The organism is Brevundimonas sp. (assembly GCF_035627055.1).
In the GTDB taxonomy this organism is placed as follows: domain Bacteria; phylum Pseudomonadota; class Alphaproteobacteria; order Caulobacterales; family Caulobacteraceae; genus Brevundimonas.
Genome location: NZ_DASPMM010000018.1, coordinates 331,295 through 347,671, shown reverse-complemented (window position 1 = coordinate 347,671; position 16,377 = coordinate 331,295). Strand labels below are relative to the sequence as shown.

Sequence of the window (16,377 nt, the reverse complement as noted above, 5' to 3'; positions counted from 1 at the left end):
CGGTCTGCAGGTCCGTCCCGCGCCGGCGTCCGCAAGGCCGCCGGCGTGTTTCCGGCAAGGCTCCAACGGGCCGCCAGCCGGTCGGGTGCGTGGAAAACGGCCGCGCGGGGCGTCTGTCTCGTCGAAACGGTAACACAACCCCTCACCGGGCGAGGCCCGGCGACCCCGCGCCCTCCCCAACCGCTTCAGGCCGAAGCGGCGCCGACTCACGCCCTTGTCCCGGCCCCAGGCCGGACCGCGTCTTCAGGTCTTTGACAATCGAACTAGCCGCGCGGAACCAGCCGCCACATCCTCAGCGGATGGCGCACCGCCCCGGCCTCTTCCCCGGCCGCCGCGCCCCGGCCCATGTACAGGTCGGCCCGCACCGGCCCCCGGATCGCCGAGCCGGTGTCCAGCGCCATCACCAGACCGCGATAGCTGCCGCGCGCCCCGGCCAGGTTTCCGCCGTCGGCCGAAATCCACACCAAGTCGCCGTAGCGCCAGTGCGCCGGATCGACGGCGATGGCCCGGCGGGCGGGCAGGGGGACCCCGGCCGCGCCATTCGGATCGCCGCCATCGTCGGGATCGAGGCTGAAGAAGATGTAGCGCGCGTTCAGCGCCATCACGGCCTGCGCCTCGGGGCCCCGATGCGCCGCCAGCCAGGCCCGGATGGCCTCGCCCGAGGTCCCGTTCGGCGGCAACAGCCCCTGCTCCGCCATCGGCCGGGCGATGCCGGTGAACGGCCGCCCGTTGTCGGCCGCATAGGCCGCCCGCGCCTTCGACCCGTCCGCGAAGGTCAGATAGCCCGACCCCTGGATCTGCATGAAGAACAGGTCCTCGGCCCGCATCCAGGCCAGCGGCGGCGCGCCGGACATCGCCTGCGGGTCCGCCTCGATCTCCGCCCTCGGCGGCAGCGTCTGGCCCCGGGTCCAGCCGGCCGGGGGCGCCAGCACCGGCCTGTCGAACTCGCCGTCGGGGCTGCGCCGCGCGGCGTACTCCGGGGCGAAATAGGCGGTCAGCAGGCCCGGCCCGCCGTCCTCCGTCTCCGCCGCAACCACCGAGAAGCCGCTCTCGAAGAAGGCGCGGGCCATCGACGGAGTGACCGGTTTCGAGGTGCGCCGGATCTGCATCGCCCGGGCGCACTGGCCCTGCGCCGCCCGGTCGCGCGAGACGCGGCAGCTGTCGGTCCAGGCGTTGAAGGCCGCGAGGTGGTCCTCGTCGGCCCAGCCGGGCAGGATCGCCGGGCTCTCGCCGGCGGGCGGCGTCGGACCCGGGGCGGAGGGGCCGGCCGGCGCGGGCGGAGCGGGAGCCGGCCCGGCCGGCGCGGCCGGTCCCGGCGGCGTGGCGCAGGCGGCCATCGCCAGCAGGGCGAGGGCCAGCGCCGCGGCCGGCGCGGACCTCATGCGGTGGCGGGTTCGGTGCGGGCCAGCAGCCAGTTCGGGTCGCTGGCGCCCAGGATGCGCTCGAAGGTCCAGACCTCGGCGACCCGGCGCTCCTCGACCTGCTCGTCCGCCCCCGGCTCGGCGGGCGTCACCCGGTTGCGCAGCTCGGCGAGGAAGCGGACCTTGGCCAGGGCGCGGTTGTCCTCCGCCGTGGCCAGTTCCAGGTCGGCTCGGGCCGGGTGCAGGAACTCGGCCTCCTCGGTCTCGCCGCGCGCCTCCCGGGCCGCGATGCCGGCTTCGAAGGAGTCCATGACCCGCGGCGTCAGCAGCGGCTTCAGCGTCTCGCGGTCGCCGGCGGCGTAGGCGCGCACGATGGTTTCATGGGCCTGCCGCGCGCCTTCCAGGAAGCGCACCGGATCGAAGGCGGGGTCGCGCGCCTTCAGCCCGGCGATGGAGGCCAGGGTCGCGGCGTCGAGGATGTTCGGCCGGGCGCCGCCGGTCTCGGCCGCGGCGGCGGGGGCGGGGGCAGGGGGCTGCGCCCGGGCGTCGTCCTCGGGCTGGCGCCCGACCTTCTTGCCCAGCACATTGTACAGCTGGAACAGCACGATGGCCGCGATCACGGCGAAGATGACGATCTGGACCTGGACCGGCACGGGCATTCCCTGACTGGCGCCCTGAGAACGCGGGGCGCGGTGAAACGACGATTAGGGGCTGATATGGGGGCGCGCAAGGCGAACGGCGCCCCCCGCGCCCCGGCGGCGGATCGCCACGGCCGGCCCGTCCGCCCCTGCCGGGCGACCGTCGTTGCCGCAACGGGCGTCGCATGCTAGTCGCCGCGCCTTCCGGGGCCGGCGCCGCCGTCCCTCACGCCATCCAGACAAGACCGATCGCCATGACCGACGCCGCCCCCGCCGACGCCACCACCCCGAACCAGGGCGAGCCCGCCGGCCCCGGCTTCCGCATCCTGGCGCAATACGTCAAGGACCTGTCCTTCGAGAACCCCAAGGCCCCGGACTCCCTGCGCGTCGAGGGCAAGCCGGCGATCGACCTCGGCGTCGAGATGAACGCCCAGGGCCGCAAGGACGGCCTGTTCGAGGTCGAACTGCGCCTGACCGTCAAGGCCTCCACCGACGCCCTGACCGTGTTCAACATCGAGCTGGTCTACGGCGGCCTGTTCGCCCTGTCCGGCGTGGCCGAGCAGGACATCGAGCCGATGCTGCTGATCGAATGCCCGCGCTACCTGTTCCCCTTCGCCCGCGAGATCATCGCCGGCGCCACCGCGGACGGCGGCTTCTACCCGCCCTTCATGGTCGACCCGATCGACTTCGCCGGCATCTACATGTCGCGTCAGCAGCAGATCGCGCGCGGCCCGGCCGAAACCGCCCAGGCCTGATCGGGACAGGCCGTCAGGCCGCTTCCGTGGCCGCCTCGACATCCAGCCCGTAGGCGGCCCACAGCGAACGGTCCTTCAGCGTCTCGCTGAGGAAGGCCAGGTGCGCCGCCCGCTCGGCCTCGGTCGAGCGCGGCGCCAACGGCCGCGGTCGAGGGCCGTAGCCGCCCGCGGTCGCCGCCGCCGCCTGCGTCGCCACGCTGCGGGCGCTCGACAGGTCCAGCCGCCGCTCCTTGCCGCCCTTCAGCTCCAGATAGACCTCGGCCAGCAGCCGGGCGTCGATCAGGGCCCCGTGCAGGGTCCGCTCGACCAGGCTGATCTTGAACCGCTTGCACAGGGCGTCCAGCGAATTGGCCATGCCCGGAAACCGGCTCTGCGCCAGCTTCAGGGTGTCGATCCAGCGCGTCTCCTCGATCAGCGGATGCCCGCACAGCCCGCATTCGTGATCGATGAATGACCGGTCGAAGGCGGCGTTGTGCGCGATCACCGGCGCATCGCCGATGAACTCCATCAGGTCCTTGACCACATCCCGGAATTTGGGCGCGTCGCGAACCTTTTCGTCGGTGATTCCGTGAACTCGAATGGCGTCGGGCGGGATCAGCCGCTCCGGATGCACCAGGGTGTGATAGGTCCGCCCGGTCGGCAGCAGGTCCTCGATCTCGATGCAGCCGACCTCGATCAGCCGGTCGCCGGTCTTCGGGTCGAAGCCGGTGGTTTCGGTGTCGAGGACGATTTCGCGGGCCATGGCCCTTATTGAATCGGTTTGGCGCCCGGCGAAAGCCCGCGCCGCCGAGATGTCCAGTCCGGCGCCAGAACCGTCCCCACGATTTCGCGCACCCGCGTCCGCGCCGCCTCCAGCCCATGGCCGGTGTCGACGAGAAAGTCCGCCCGCCGCCGCTTCTCTGCATCCGGCGTCTGCCGCGCCAGGATGGCCCCGAACCGCTCCCGCGTCATACCCGGCCGCGCCAGCACCCGTTCGGCCTGCACCTCCGGATCGGCCGTGACCACGACCACCGCATCCACCGCCGCATCGCCGCCGGTCTCGAACAGCAGCGGAATGTCCAGAACGGCCAGCCGCACGCCCTGACGTTCAGCCGTCTTCAGGTCCTCCCGCCGGTCCCGCTGCACCAGCGGATGGACGATCGCCTCAAGGCGCCGGAACGCGGCCTCATCCCCGGCCAGCGCCTCCGCTAACCGGATGCGATCGACCGCGCCGCCGACGACCACGCCGGGGAAGGCTTCTTCCATCGGCTGCACCGCCGCTCCGCCCCTGGCGTAGAGCCGGTGCACCGCCTCGTCGGCGTTCCAGACCAGCGCCCCCTCATCGGCGAACATCGCCGCCGTGGTCGTCTTCCCCATGCCGATGGAGCCGGTCAGGCCGAGCACGATCATGACGTCTCTCCCAGGGCGGCGAGGGCGAGGGCCCGAACATCCACAGGCGGCGGCTCGACGCCGAACAGGGCCCGGAACGATGGCCGCGCCTGCCCGATCAGCATGGCCAGCCCGTCGACCGTCGCCAGACCCCGCGACCGCCCCGCCGCCAGGAAGGGCGTCAGCAGCGGCCGGTAGGTCATGTCCATCAGGACGGCGTCCGACCGCAGCGCTTCCACGTCGATCTCCGGAGGCCCGCTGAGGGCGCTGACCACCAGCCGCGCGTCGGCAACCGCCTCAGGGCCGACCGCCCGAACCCCGAGGTCCGACGCCAGCGCCTCCGCCCGCGCCGGCGTCCGGTTGAGCACCCCTACCCCGGCGCCGGCCGCCTTGAGCGCGGCGGCCGCCGCCCGCGCCGCTCCCCCGGCGCCGAGGATGACCACCGGCCGGCCTTCTACATCAAGTTGCGGCGCCTGCTCCGCCAGCGCCGCCATCAAGCCTTCGCCGTCGGTGCTGTCGGCCCTCACCCTGCCTTCGTCGAACACCAGCAGATTGGCCGAGCCGCACAGTCGGGCCGTCTCGCTGACCTCATCCGCCAGCGCCAGCGCCGTGGCCTTGAACGGCGCGGTGACATTCAGGCCTCGCAGGACTCCCGCCCGGCCGTCGGCGACGAGCGCGGCGAATTCCGTCTCGTCCGCCGGAGCGAAGGCGCGGTATTCCGCGTCTAGTCCCGCCGCCTCGATCCAGGCGCCGTGGATCAGGGGGCTCAGCGAATGGGCGATCGGCTGGCCCGCGACGCCGGCCAGCGCCGTCATGTCGCCAGCACCCCGGCCCGGCGCAGTTCGGCCAGCACGGGCCACAGCGGCATCCCCAGCACGGTGAAATAGTCGCCCTCGACCGCCTCGAACAGCTGGGCCCCCAGGCCCTCGAGCCTGTACGAACCGACCGACGCCAGCACGGCCTCGCCCTCGGCCGCCAGATAGGCGTCGAGGAAGGCGTCGGAATAGTCCCGCATCCGCATCGTCACGCTGTCGACGCCCGACCAGACCACTTGACCGTTGCGGGCCAGGGCCGCGCCGGAATGCAGCTGGTGACTCCGTCCGCGCATGGCCGCCAGCCGGGTTCGGGCCGCTTCGAGCGAGGAGGCCTTGGACACCAGCCCGCCGGCGAAGGCGAGGGTCTGGTCGGCGCCGAGCACCCAGGCCTCAGGATCATGGCGCGACACCGCCAGCGCCTTGACCCGCGCCAGCTCGACGGCAAGACCCGCCGCGTCGGCGGGATCGTGCGTCGCCTTGACGGCGTCCTCGTCGACATCGGCGACCTGCACCGAGAAGGGCACGCCGGCGCCGTCAAGCATCGAACGCCGCGCCGCGCTCTTCGAGGCGAGGATCAGCCGTTCGCCGCTCACCAGCTGGTCCCCACCCGGTGCGTCCGCCGCTCGTTGAGCACATTGATGATCGCCGCCGCCGTCTCCTCGACGGATCGTCGGGTCACGTCGATGACGGGCCAGCCGCGGCGCTCGAAGGCCCGGCGCGCCTTGACCGTCTCCTCGCGCACCGCCTCGTGGTCTGTGTAGGACGAGGCCCGGCCGGCGTTCAGTCCATCCAGCCGGTTCTTGCGGATCTGCACCAGCCGGTCCGGCGACACCGTCAGGCCGACGATCAGCGGATTCTTCAGCCCGACCAGCCGCTCCCCGTCCTCCTGCCCCGGCACCAGCGGCACGTTGGCGGCGCGGATGCCGCGATGGGCCAGATAGATGCAGGTCGGCGTCTTGGAGGTGCGGCTGACCCCGCACAGCACCACGTCCGCGCCTTCCAGCTGCTCGGTCGTGCCTTGGCCGTCGTCATGGGCCATGGCGTAGTCGAGAGCGGCGATGCGGTTGAAATAGTCGGTGTCCAGCGCGTGCTGCGCTCCGACCCGGGTCGACAGGGCGGCCCCGAGATAGCGCGACAGGGCGCCGACCAGCGGGTCCAGCGCCGCAATCTGCGGCATGTCCAGCCGGCGGCAGCCGTCTTCAAGCTGTTCGCGCAGCTCCCGGTCGACCAGGGTGTGCAGGACCACGCCGGGCGAGGACTCGATCTCCTCCAGCACCCGGTCCATCTGCTTGGCTGACCGGACCAGGGCGTAGATGTGCTCGATCGGGATGACGCCGTCGAAACGGGCCACCACCGCCTTGGCCATGGCGTTCAGCGTCTCGCCGGTGGAATCCGAGACCAGATGCACATGGAAATAGGTCGCCAGTCGTGAAACGCCGGCCGGACGGGCCGGGCTCATCGGGTCATCCCGGGAACGATGTCTGGGGATCGGCTCATTGGAAGCTGTCCATGGCGGCGAGACTCCTGTGGACGGGGCCGGGCGCCGATCGCCCCGGCCGGTGCGCCGATCTCTATAGCCGGGCGGGTCGGAGGGGGCGAGCGGGGATGATGGTGGACGGCGCTCCGCCTGTTCCGGCGAGTCGTCCCGCCTGCGGGTCCCGCCGCAAGATCGCATGTGGACAGGCTTAACAAGGTCTTAACGGCGCCCATCCCGATCCGGGCCCCGGCCCCTCCCAAGGTCCCGCCGGTTAAGGCCTCGTTAGGATTTGTCCCCGCTTTCACCAGCCCGGTGGACCGGTGGGGACGACGACGGGAGAGGCTGCGGAAAGACGCCGGCGAGATCGACCGGTCGACCGGGTTATCCCCGTCATCCCCGGCCCTGCCTTCTTCCATCATTCTTCTCAAGATTCTTTCATTGAAGGATTGGAGGGTGCGACACGGCCCGGGCTTGAGCGGGACCCGGCCCCCCGGTAAGCCCGACATCCGATGACCGTCTCCGACACGCCCCTGCTGCTCAAGGTTCTCGCCGGCGAGGCGACATCCCGTCCGCCGGTCTGGTTCATGCGCCAGGCGGGGCGGTACCTGCCGGAGTACCGGGCTCTGCGGGCGACGACGCCGGATTTCATCTCCTTCTGCCTCGATCCGGAGAAGGCGGCCGAGGCGACGCTGCAGCCGATGCGGCGGTTCGGCTTCGACGCGGCCATCGTGTTCGCCGATATCCTGCTGATCCCCCGGGCGCTGGGGCAGGAGGTCTGGTTCGAGGCGGGGGAGGGACCGCGACTCGGGGCCCTGCCGCCGGTGGAGGCGATGCGGGCGCTGGCCTCCGGGGCGGGCGAGGCGCTGCACCAGGTCGGACAGACCCTGTCGATCGTGCGAGGGCGGCTTGAGCCGAAACGCGCCCTGATCGGGTTCGCCGGAGCCCCGTGGACGGTGGCGACCTATATGCTCGACGGCGAGGCGCGGACCATCGGCAAGGGCGAGCGGGCGACGGCGCGGACCTACGCCTATGCCGAGCCGGAGAAGGTCGCGGCCCTGCTCAAGGTGCTGGTCGAGGCCACGGCGCATTATCTGAAGATGCAGGCCGACGCCGGGGCGCAGGTGCTGAAGATCTTCGAAAGCTGGGCCGAGGGCCTGCCCGACGACCTGTTCGAGGCCCTGGTGCTGGGACCGCATCAGGCGCTGGTGAAGCGGGTGCGCGAGCTGGGCGTCACCGTGCCCCTGATCGGCTTCCCGCGCGGTTCGGCGGCGCTGGCTGAGCGCTACGCGGGCGAGTGCGATGTACAGGCCGTGGCGCTGGATACGGCCTGCCCGTTGGAGGTCGGACGCCGCGTTCAGGCGATCAAGCCCATCCAGGGCGCGCTCGACCCCCTGCTGCTTCGCGCCGGAGGACCGATGCTGGACCGGCGGGTGGACCAACTGCTCGAGGCCTGGGGGCAGGGGCCGTGGATCTTCAACCTCGGCCACGGCATTCTGCCCGATGTGCCCATCGCCCATGTCGAGCAGGTGCTGAAGCGGATCGGCGCCCAATGAGGTCGATCACCGGCCGCCGCATCGCCGTGGTCCTGTTCAACCTGGGCGGGCCGGACGACCAGGCGTCGGTGAAGCCCTTCCTGTTCAACCTGTTCAACGATCCGGCCATCATCGGCCTTCCGGCCATCCTGAGGCGGCCGTTGGCCCGCCGCATCTCCAGCCGGCGGGAAAAGACGGCTCAGGCCAACTACGCCCTGATGGGCGGCGGCTCCCCGCTGCTGCCCGAGACGCGCAAACAGGCGGCGGCGCTGGAGGCCATTCTCGCGCCCCGGCTGCCCGACGATGAGGTGCGCGCCTTCATCGCCATGCGCTACTGGTCGCCTTTGACCGAGCAGACCGCCGCCGAGGTGGCCGCCTTCGGCCCCGACGAGATCGTTCTGCTGCCGCTGTACCCGCAGTTCTCGACCACCACGACCCAGTCATCGTTGAAGCGGTGGAGCGCCGTCTATGCAGGGCCCGGGGAGAGCCGCACCGTCTGCTGCTGGCCCGAAGCCTACGGCTGGATCGACGCCCAAGCGGAGGCGATCGCGGAACAACTCGACAAGGCCGGCAGCCGGCCGGTGCGGGTGCTGTTTTCGGCCCACGGCATTCCTGAGGGGCTTATCCGCCGCAAGGGCGACCCGTATCAGGAGCAGGTCGAGAGCACTGTCGCCGCCGTGGTGGCGAAGCTGGCCGACATGGGGCGGCTGGTCGACCATGCGATCTGCTATCAGAGCCGGGTCGGGCCGCTGAAATGGCTGGGTCCCTCGACGCCCGAGGCGCTGGAGCAGGCCGCGGCCGACGGCGTCGGGGCGGTGGTGGTTCCGATCGCCTTCGTCTCCGAGCACGTCGAGACCCTTGTCGAGCTGGATATCGAATACGGCGAGCTGGCGCACACGCTCGGGGTCGCCCCCTACCTGCGGGTTCCCGCTGTGGGAACGGCGCCGGCCTTCATCACCGCCCTGGCCGAGGCCACGCTCAACGCCCTGTCGCGCACGGGCGTTGCGCCCTATGGTCCGGGCTGTCGGGGCGACTGGAAGGCCTGCCCCTGTCAGGCGGAGAACCGGGCCGCATGAGCTACGAGATCTTCAACGTCGTGCGCGGCCTGCACATCCTGGCGGTGATCGCCTGGATGGCGGGCATGCTGTTCCTGCCCAGGCTCTATGCCTACGACGTCGAACAGGCCGGCAAGGCCGAGCCGCTGAAGTCGGAGATGCAGGCGCTGCTGCGCGTCTGGCAGCGTCGTCTGCTCAAGATCATCGTCAATCCCTCGATGGCGGCGACCTGGGCGTTCGGGGCCTGGATGATCCTGATCCACGTCTACGGCTTCGGCGAAGGGTGGGGCTTCCTCGCACAACCGTGGATGGCGACAAAACTTCTCGCCGTGGTGGCGCTCAGCGGTTGGCACGGGATGCTGGCCCGGGAGTTCAAACGCATCCAGGCCGGGACCTCGACCCGCACCGGCCGCTTCTGGCGCATGACCAACGAGATTCCGTTCCTGATCGCCATCGTCGCCGTGCTGTCGGTGACGACCGAATGGAGCCTCGGCTGACCGCCGACGCTTGACCTTGCGGGCCCGGCGTGGTTTCGCTGGTCCCGAACCGATCCTGGCGCGGGCTTTCGCCTTCCGGACGGTCCCTCTCTCAAAGCGACGCCTGCCGGATCGACCCTGCGGGACCAACGCCGCCCTCCCTGCCGGCCTCCGGGCCCACATCGTCAGCCGCCCAGACCCCGCGTTCGCGGGCGACCCTGCGCGCACGCCTGAAGAAGATTCTGATGACCGACGTCCGCGACACCGATCCTACCGTCCCCGAGACCGAAAACCTCGACGGCGAGCAGCCCTCCAACGAGGTCGCGGCCGCCGACCTGCCGATGGTCGATCAGGAAGCCGACGAGGACGAGGACGACGGCGAGCCGATCGTCCCCAACGGCCGCATCACCCTGGCGGAACTGAACGAGAAGACGCCGGCCGACCTGGTCGCCTTCGCCGAAGGGCTGGAGATCGAGAACGCCTCGAACCTGCGCAAGCAGGACCTGCTGTTCGCCATCCTCAAGGCCCTCGCCGACGAGGAGGTCGAGATCATCGCCGACGGCGTGCTGGAGATCCTGCCGGACGGCTTCGGCTTCCTGCGCAGCCCCGACGCCAACTATCTGCCGGGCCCGGACGACGTCTATGTCTCGCCGTCGCAGATCCGCCGCTTCGGCCTGCGCTCGGGCGACACCATCCACGGGGCCGTGCGCGGCCCGCGCGAGGGCGAGCGCTACTTCGCCCTGCTCAAGGTCGACACGATCAACCTGGAAGACCCGGAGACGGTCAAGACCAAGGTCCTGTTCGACAACCTGACCCCGCTCTATCCGGAAGAGCGGCTGCACATGGAAATCCAGGACCCGACGCTGAAGGACCGTTCGGGCCGGGTCATCGACATCGTCGCCCCGCTCGGCAAGGGCCAGCGCTGCCTGATCGTCGCCCCGCCGCGGGTCGGCAAGACGGTGATGCTGCAGAACATCGCCAAGTCGATCGAGAAGAACCACCCCGAGGTGTTCCTGATCGTGCTGCTGATCGACGAGCGGCCCGAGGAAGTCACTGACATGCAGCGCACGGTGAAGGGCGAGGTCATCGCCTCGACCTTCGACGAGCCTGCCACCCGCCACGTCGCCGTCGCCGAGATGGTCATCGAAAAGGCCAAGCGCCTGGTCGAGCACAAGAAGGACGTGGTCATCCTGCTCGACTCCATCACCCGCCTGGGACGCGCCTACAACGCCACTGTGCCGTCGTCGGGCAAGGTCCTGACCGGCGGCGTCGACGCCAACGCCCTGCAACGGCCGAAGCGCTTCTTCGGCGCGGCGCGGAATGTGGAGCAGGGGGGCTCGCTGACCATCATCGCCACCGCCCTGATCGACACCGGCTCGCGGATGGACGAGGTCATCTTCGAAGAGTTCAAGGGCACCGGCAACTCGGAGATCGTGCTGGACCGCAAGGTCGCCGACAAGCGCATCTTCCCGGCCATCGATGTGCTCAAGTCCGGCACCCGCAAGGAAGAGCTGACCACGCCGAAGGATCAGCTGGCCAAGACCTACGTCCTGCGCCGCATCCTCAACCCGATGGGCCCGCAGGACGCCATCGAGTTCCTGATCGACAAGCTGCGGCAGTCGAAGAACAATGCCGACTTCTTCCAGTCGATGAACACCTGACGGCGGTAGGGCCGCTGTTTCACGTGAAACAGGAGCGACGCGATGAAGATCAACGTCGAGATCGACTGCACGCCGGCCGAGGCGCGGGCCTTCCTCGGCCTGCCCGACGTCGCGCCGCTGAACGAGGCCATGGTCGCCGAGATGCAGAAGCGGATGGCCGACAACGTCGCGGCCATGCAGCCCGACGAGCTGATGAAGACCTGGACCAGCTTCGGCCTGCAGGCCCAGGACCAGTTCCGCAAACTGATGGAAGCCGCGGTCAAGCCGTGACCTTCGCCGTCTCCTCCCCCTGCGGGGGAGGGGGACCATCCGAAGGATGGTGGAGGGGTCGCCCCCCGACGCCACCGGATGGCATCTCACCCCTCCACCGCTTCGCGATCCCCCTCCCCATTTCTTGGGGAGGAGACAGGTGACCGCCGACACCATCTTCGCCCTCGCCACGCCGCCGGGGCGCGGGGCCATCGCCATCGTTCGCCTGTCCGGGCCGGGGACGGACGAGGCGCTGGGACGGCTCGGCGCGGGCGGCCTCAAGCCGCGCCTCGCCGGTCTGCGTGACCTGGCCCTCGAAGGCCGCTGGCTTGACCAAGCCCTGGTCCTTCGCTTCCCCGCGCCCAACTCCTACACCGGCGAGGACTGCGCCGAGTTGCATCTGCATGGCGGCAGGGCGGTGATCGAGGCGGTCGGCGACGCCCTGCTGACGCTCGGCCTGCGCCCCGCCGAGCCCGGCGAATTCACCCGCCGCGCCTTCGAGAACGGCCGCATGGACCTGGCCCAGGCCGAGGCTGTGGCCGACCTTATCGACGCCGAGACCACGGCCCAGGCCGCCCAGGCGCTGGGCCAGCTGGACGGCGCCCTGTCCCAGACCTACGCCGGCTTCCGCCGCGACCTGCTCAAGGCGCTGGCGCTGGTCGAGGCGGAAATCGACTTCCCCGACGAGGAGGTGCCGGACAACCTGGCCCGCACCGCCGGACCGGTGCTGGACGGGCTGATCTCGGACCTCAAGGCGGCCCTGGCCGACGCCCGACGCGGCGAACGGGTCCGCGAGGGCTATCGCATCGTTCTGATCGGCGAGACCAACGCCGGCAAGTCGTCGTTGTTCAACGCCCTGGTGGCGCGCGAGGCGGCCATCGTCACCCCCATCGCCGGCACGACCCGGGACGTGCTGGACGCCGACCTGATCATCGGCGGCTATGCGGTGACCCTGTCCGACACGGCCGGCCTGCGCGACAGCGAGGACCCCATCGAGGCCGAGGGGGTTCGCCGCGCCCGGGCGCGGGCGGAGCAGGCGGACCTTCGACTGTGGGTGCGGGCGCCGGGCGATCCGGAGGGGCCCGCCGCAGCCTTCGTGCGGCCGGACGACCTGCTGGTCTTCACCAAGGCGGACGTCGACCGCGCGGCGCCGCCGGCAGGCCGTGAAGCGTTGATCGTGAGCACAGAGACCGGCGAGGGCCTCGGCGCTCTTCACGACTGGCTGGCCGCGCGGCTGGCGCAGGACCTTTCAGGCGCCGATTTCCCCGCTGTCACGCGTGAGAGACACCGGCGCCGCCTGGCCGAAGCGCTGGCGGCGGTTGAAGCGGGGCGCCGAGCGCTCGATGTCTCACCCGAACTCGCCGGGGACGACCTGCGCCGCGCCGCCGAAGGCTTGGCCCGGGTCACCGGAGCGATCGGCGTCGAGGACATCCTCGGCGAGGTGTTCTCGACCTTCTGCATCGGCAAGTGACGCGTTTCACGTGAAACACCGCGACGGCGCCGGTGGCGAAGACGGTCGTTTTCCCCTATGTCCCCGCCCATGAAGCGTTTCGATGTCATCGTCATCGGCGGCGGGCACGCCGGCTGCGAAGCCGCGGCCGCATCCGCGCGCGCCGGCGCGGCCACCTTGCTGCTGACCCAGAAGCTCGAGACCATCGGCGAGATGTCGTGCAACCCCGCGATCGGCGGGCTCGGCAAGGGCCATCTGGTGCGCGAGATCGACGCCATGGACGGCGTCATGGGCCGGCTCGGCGACGTTTCCGGCATCCAGTTTCGCCTGCTCAATCGCTCCAAGGGCGCGGCGGTGCAGGGGCCGCGCAGCCAGATCGACCGCCGTCTCTATCGTGAGGCCATGCAGGCCGAACTGGCGCAGACGCCGAACCTGACCCTGATGGCCGGAACCGCGGAAAGCCTGATCCTCGACGGCGACCGGGTGGTCGGCGTCGTCACGGGGGAGGGGGTGGAGATGCGCGCCGTCGCCGTGGTGCTGACGACTGGCACCTTCCTCAACGGTGTCATCCACAAGGGCGACCAGCGTATTCCCGCCGGCCGTCACGGCGAGGCCCCCTCGACCGGGCTGGCCGCCGACCTCTACGGCGCGGGCCTGGCGATGGGCCGACTCAAGACCGGCACGCCGGCGCGGCTGGACGGGCGCACCATCGCCTGGGATCGGCTGGAGATGCAGGCGGCCGACGCCGAGCCCGTGCCGTTCAGTTTCCTGACCGACCGGATCGACGTGCCCCAGATCGCCTGCGGCGTCACCCACACGACGGCGCAGACGCACCGGATCATCGCTGACAACCTCGGCGACAGCGCCGTCTACGGCGGCCACCTGTCGGGCCGCGGCCCGCGCTACTGCCCCTCGATCGAGGACAAGGTGGTGCGGTTCGCCGATAAGACCTCGCACCAGATCTTCCTCGAGCCCGAGGGCCTCGACGACCCGACCGTCTATCCCAACGGCATCTCGACCTCGGTGTCCGACGCCACCCAGGCCGCCTTCCTGCGCACCATTCCGGGGCTGGAGGCGGTGGAGGTGTTCCGCTTCGGCTACGCCATCGAGTACGACTACGTCGACCCGCGCGAGCTGACGCCGGCGCTCGAGGTCAAGAAGCGGCCGGGCCTGTATCTGGCCGGCCAGATCAACGGCACGACGGGCTATGAGGAGGCGGGGGCGCAGGGCCTGATCGCCGGGCTGAACGCCGCCCGCGCCGCCGCCGGATCGGACCCCGTCATCCTCGGTCGCGACCAGGCCTATATCGGCGTCATGATCGACGATCTGGTCACACGCGGGGTGACCGAGCCCTACCGGATGTTCACCAGCCGGGCCGAGTACAGGTTGACGCTGCGGGCCGACAATGCCGATCAACGGTTGACCCCCCTCGCCATCGCCGCGGGCATCGTTTCGCGCGAGCGCCGGACCGCCTTCGAGGCCAAGGCCTGCCTGCTCGACGAGGCGGCGGCGCTGGTGCGCGGCGCGAGCTACACGCCGAAAGAGGCCGGTGCGCTGGGCATTTCGGTCAACGCCGACGGGCAGCGCCGCTCGATCCGCGACCTGCTGGCCTTCCCGGGCGTGAACCTGAAGACCTTCGAGGCCGCCCATCCCGCCATCGCCGCCTGGCCGCGCCAGGTGCGCGAGCAGGTCGAGATCGACGCGGGCTACGCCGGCTATCTGGACCGCCAGGCCGCGGACGCCGAGGCGCTGCGCCGGGAGGAGGCGCTGGCCATACCGGTCGACCTCGACTACGCCGCCATCGGCAGCCTGTCGAACGAGGTGCGCGAGAAGCTGATGCTGATTCAGCCGCGGACGCTGGGGCAGGCGGGTCGGATCGAGGGCATCACCCCGGGCGCCCTGACGGCCCTGCTGTCCCACGTCAAACGGACCCGGGTGGCGGCGTGAGGGTCGAGCGCATCGTCTCCTCCCCGCTCCGCGGGGAGGGGGACCGCGAAGCGGTGGAGGGGCGCGAGGGGCGCGCTTTGTCGCCCTGCCCCTCCACCACCCTGCGGGTGGTCCCCCTCCCCATCGACGATGGGGAGGAGACAGGGTCGTGACGTCTTCTGAATTTCAGGCTCTGACCGGCGCGGCCGATGAGCAGATCGCCGATCTGGAACTCTTCATCGAGCGCCTGACCGAGGCCAATGCGGTGATGAATCTCGTCGGCCCGGACACCATCCCGGACATCTGGAACCGTCACATCTGGGACTCGGCCCAGCTGCTGGACCTCGCGCCCGGCGCCCGGACCTGGGCCGACCTCGGCGCCGGCGCCGGCTTCCCCGGCGTGGTCCTGGCCATCCTGCTGAAGGGCCGCCCGGACGCCCACGTCTGGCTGATCGACAGCCTCGGCAAGCGCTGCCGCTTCCTGCAGGAGGTGGTCGAGGCCCTCGCCCTGCCGGCGACGGTGATCAATGGCCGGGCTGAAGACCAGGCGCTCAGGGTCGATGTCGTGACCGCCCGCGCGGTGGCGCCGATGGAGAAGCTGCTCGCCTATGCACAGCCTTATCTACAGCGCGGCGCACAGGGGCTGTTTCTCAAGGGGGAAAAGGCCGAGGCTGAGTTGATCGAAGCCCGCAAGGTCTGGCATTTCGAGAGCGACCTCTCCGTCTCGCGCAGCGATCCGCGCGGCCGTATCGTTTCCGTCCGGAGCCTCCGCCGTGTCCATAGCCGGTAAGACTCGCGTCCTCGCCGTTTCCAATCAGAAGGGCGGCGTGGGCAAGACCACCACGGCGATCAACCTCGGCACGGCCCTGGCCGCGATCGGCGAGAAGGTGCTGATCGTCGACATGGACCCGCAGGGCAATGCCTCCACGGGACTCGGTGTTCCACGTGAAACACGACGGGTGACCATCTACGACGTCATCGTCGACGGCCGGTCGGTCGATGACTCGGCGGTGCAGACGGCGGTGCCGGGGCTGCACATCATTCCCGCCGACGCCGACATGTCGGGCGTCGAGATCGAACTGAGCCAGGCCGACCGGCGGTCTTTCCGCCTGCGCGACGCCTTGGCCGGGCAGGGGGCCGAAGGGCAGACCCGGTACGACTACGTCCTGATCGATTGCCCGCCGTCGCTGAACCTGTTGACCCTGAACGCCATGGCGGCGGCCGACGCCGTGCTGGTGCCGCTGCAGTGCGAGTTCTTCGCGCTCGAAGGCCTGACCCAGCTGATGAAGACCATCGAGATGGTGCGCCAGAGCCTCAACCCGACGCTGGAAATCCAGGGACTCGTCCTGACCATGTACGACCGGCGCAACGCCCTGTCCGGACAGGTCGCAGCCGATGTCCGCGCCCATTTCGGCGACAAGGTCTATGAGGCGGTGATCCCCCGCAATGTGCGGGTCTCGGAGGCGCCGTCGTTCGGCAAGCCGGCCCTGATCTACGACCTGAAATGCGCCGGCAGCCAGGCCTATCTGCGCCTCGCCCGCGAGGTGGTGGCGCGCGAGAAGACCCGGCGGCTGCAGGCCGCCTGATGCAAACTAACAGAACGGAATCAGTCAG

General features: G+C 70.5%; 17 protein-coding genes. 10 read left to right on the top strand and 7 right to left on the bottom strand.

The window, feature by feature from the left end; all coding sequences use genetic code 11:
* Positions 1–263: 263 nt before the first annotated feature.
* Both VEA98_RS09935 and timA read right to left on the bottom strand, forming a co-directional pair.
* A complete protein-coding gene (locus VEA98_RS09935) occupies positions 264–1,382 on the bottom strand; it encodes an MltA domain-containing protein (RefSeq protein WP_324813636.1) in 1,119 nt (372 codons plus the stop codon).
* Complete coding sequence (gene timA, locus VEA98_RS09930; RefSeq protein WP_324813634.1) at positions 1,379–2,020, bottom strand: TIM44-related membrane protein TimA; 642 nt, start codon at positions 2,018–2,020, stop codon at positions 1,379–1,381. The genes VEA98_RS09935 and timA overlap by 4 nt, the downstream gene beginning before the upstream one ends.
* A 233-nt stretch (positions 2,021–2,253) precedes the next feature.
* Between timA and secB the strand changes: the two genes are divergently transcribed.
* Positions 2,254–2,754, top strand: a complete 501-nt coding sequence (gene secB, locus VEA98_RS09925) for a protein-export chaperone SecB (protein ID WP_324813632.1) — start codon at positions 2,254–2,256, stop codon at positions 2,752–2,754.
* 13 nt (positions 2,755–2,767) lie between these two features.
* On the opposite strand, the gene dnaQ is transcribed toward secB, so the two are convergent.
* Genes dnaQ through VEA98_RS09900 form a run of 5 tightly spaced genes read right to left on the bottom strand, consistent with a single transcriptional unit; the run spans position 2,768 to position 6,396 of the window.
* Positions 2,768–3,496 carry a DNA polymerase III subunit epsilon gene (gene dnaQ, locus VEA98_RS09920; RefSeq protein ID WP_324813630.1) on the bottom strand — a complete coding sequence of 243 codons (729 nt, stop codon included), beginning with the start codon at positions 3,494–3,496 and terminating at the stop codon, positions 2,768–2,770.
* Positions 3,497–3,501: 5 nt separating this feature from the next.
* Positions 3,502–4,143: a dephospho-CoA kinase gene (gene coaE / locus VEA98_RS09915; protein WP_324813628.1), complete on the bottom strand. Its 642-nt coding sequence runs from the start codon at positions 4,141–4,143 to the stop codon at positions 3,502–3,504.
* Entirely contained in the window at positions 4,140–4,937 is a 798-nt protein-coding gene (locus VEA98_RS09910; protein WP_324813625.1) for a shikimate dehydrogenase, read from the bottom strand. Before VEA98_RS09910 ends, coaE begins: the two co-directional genes overlap by 4 nt.
* Positions 4,934–5,530, bottom strand: a complete 597-nt coding sequence (locus tag VEA98_RS09905; RefSeq protein WP_324813622.1) for a Maf family protein — start codon at positions 5,528–5,530, stop codon at positions 4,934–4,936. Before VEA98_RS09905 ends, VEA98_RS09910 begins: the two co-directional genes overlap by 4 nt.
* Entirely contained in the window at positions 5,527–6,396 is an 870-nt protein-coding gene (locus VEA98_RS09900; protein ID WP_324813621.1) for a pyruvate, water dikinase regulatory protein, read from the bottom strand. The genes VEA98_RS09905 and VEA98_RS09900 overlap by 4 nt, the downstream gene beginning before the upstream one ends.
* A gap of 527 nt (positions 6,397–6,923) precedes the next feature.
* Between VEA98_RS09900 and hemE the strand changes: the two genes are divergently transcribed.
* The 9 genes from hemE (at position 6,924) to VEA98_RS09855 (ending at position 16,349) form a co-directional block, all read left to right on the top strand.
* Positions 6,924–7,967 carry a uroporphyrinogen decarboxylase gene (hemE, locus tag VEA98_RS09895; RefSeq protein ID WP_324813619.1) on the top strand — a complete coding sequence of 348 codons (1,044 nt, stop codon included), beginning with the start codon at positions 6,924–6,926 and terminating at the stop codon, positions 7,965–7,967.
* On the top strand, positions 7,964–9,022 hold the full coding sequence (hemH, locus tag VEA98_RS09890) for a ferrochelatase (RefSeq protein ID WP_324813617.1): 1,059 nt from the start codon (positions 7,964–7,966) through the stop codon (positions 9,020–9,022). The genes hemE and hemH overlap by 4 nt, the downstream gene beginning before the upstream one ends.
* Positions 9,019–9,498, top strand: a complete 480-nt coding sequence (locus VEA98_RS09885) for a CopD family protein (protein WP_324813614.1) — start codon at positions 9,019–9,021, stop codon at positions 9,496–9,498. Before hemH ends, VEA98_RS09885 begins: the two co-directional genes overlap by 4 nt.
* A 224-nt stretch (positions 9,499–9,722) precedes the next feature.
* On the top strand, positions 9,723–11,138 hold the full coding sequence (gene rho, locus VEA98_RS09880; RefSeq protein WP_324813611.1) for a transcription termination factor Rho: 1,416 nt from the start codon (positions 9,723–9,725) through the stop codon (positions 11,136–11,138).
* Positions 11,139–11,180: 42 nt separating this feature from the next.
* Positions 11,181–11,408 (top strand): DUF6489 family protein, encoded by a 228-nt coding sequence (locus tag VEA98_RS09875; protein ID WP_324813609.1) that lies wholly within the window; start codon positions 11,181–11,183, stop codon positions 11,406–11,408.
* 139 nt (positions 11,409–11,547) lie between these two features.
* The gene (gene mnmE, locus VEA98_RS09870; RefSeq protein WP_324813606.1) at positions 11,548–12,858 is read left to right on the top strand and encodes a tRNA uridine-5-carboxymethylaminomethyl(34) synthesis GTPase MnmE; all 1,311 of its coding nucleotides are present in this window, start codon (positions 11,548–11,550) and stop codon (positions 12,856–12,858) included.
* 69 nt (positions 12,859–12,927) lie between these two features.
* Positions 12,928–14,784: a tRNA uridine-5-carboxymethylaminomethyl(34) synthesis enzyme MnmG gene (gene mnmG / locus VEA98_RS09865; RefSeq protein ID WP_324813603.1), complete on the top strand. Its 1,857-nt coding sequence runs from the start codon at positions 12,928–12,930 to the stop codon at positions 14,782–14,784.
* A gap of 148 nt (positions 14,785–14,932) precedes the next feature.
* Complete coding sequence (gene rsmG / locus VEA98_RS09860) at positions 14,933–15,553, top strand: 16S rRNA (guanine(527)-N(7))-methyltransferase RsmG (protein ID WP_324813601.1); 621 nt, start codon at positions 14,933–14,935, stop codon at positions 15,551–15,553.
* The gene (locus VEA98_RS09855) at positions 15,543–16,349 is read left to right on the top strand and encodes a ParA family protein (protein ID WP_324813668.1); all 807 of its coding nucleotides are present in this window, start codon (positions 15,543–15,545) and stop codon (positions 16,347–16,349) included. Before rsmG ends, VEA98_RS09855 begins: the two co-directional genes overlap by 11 nt.
* The last annotated feature ends 28 nt before the right edge of the window (positions 16,350–16,377 follow it).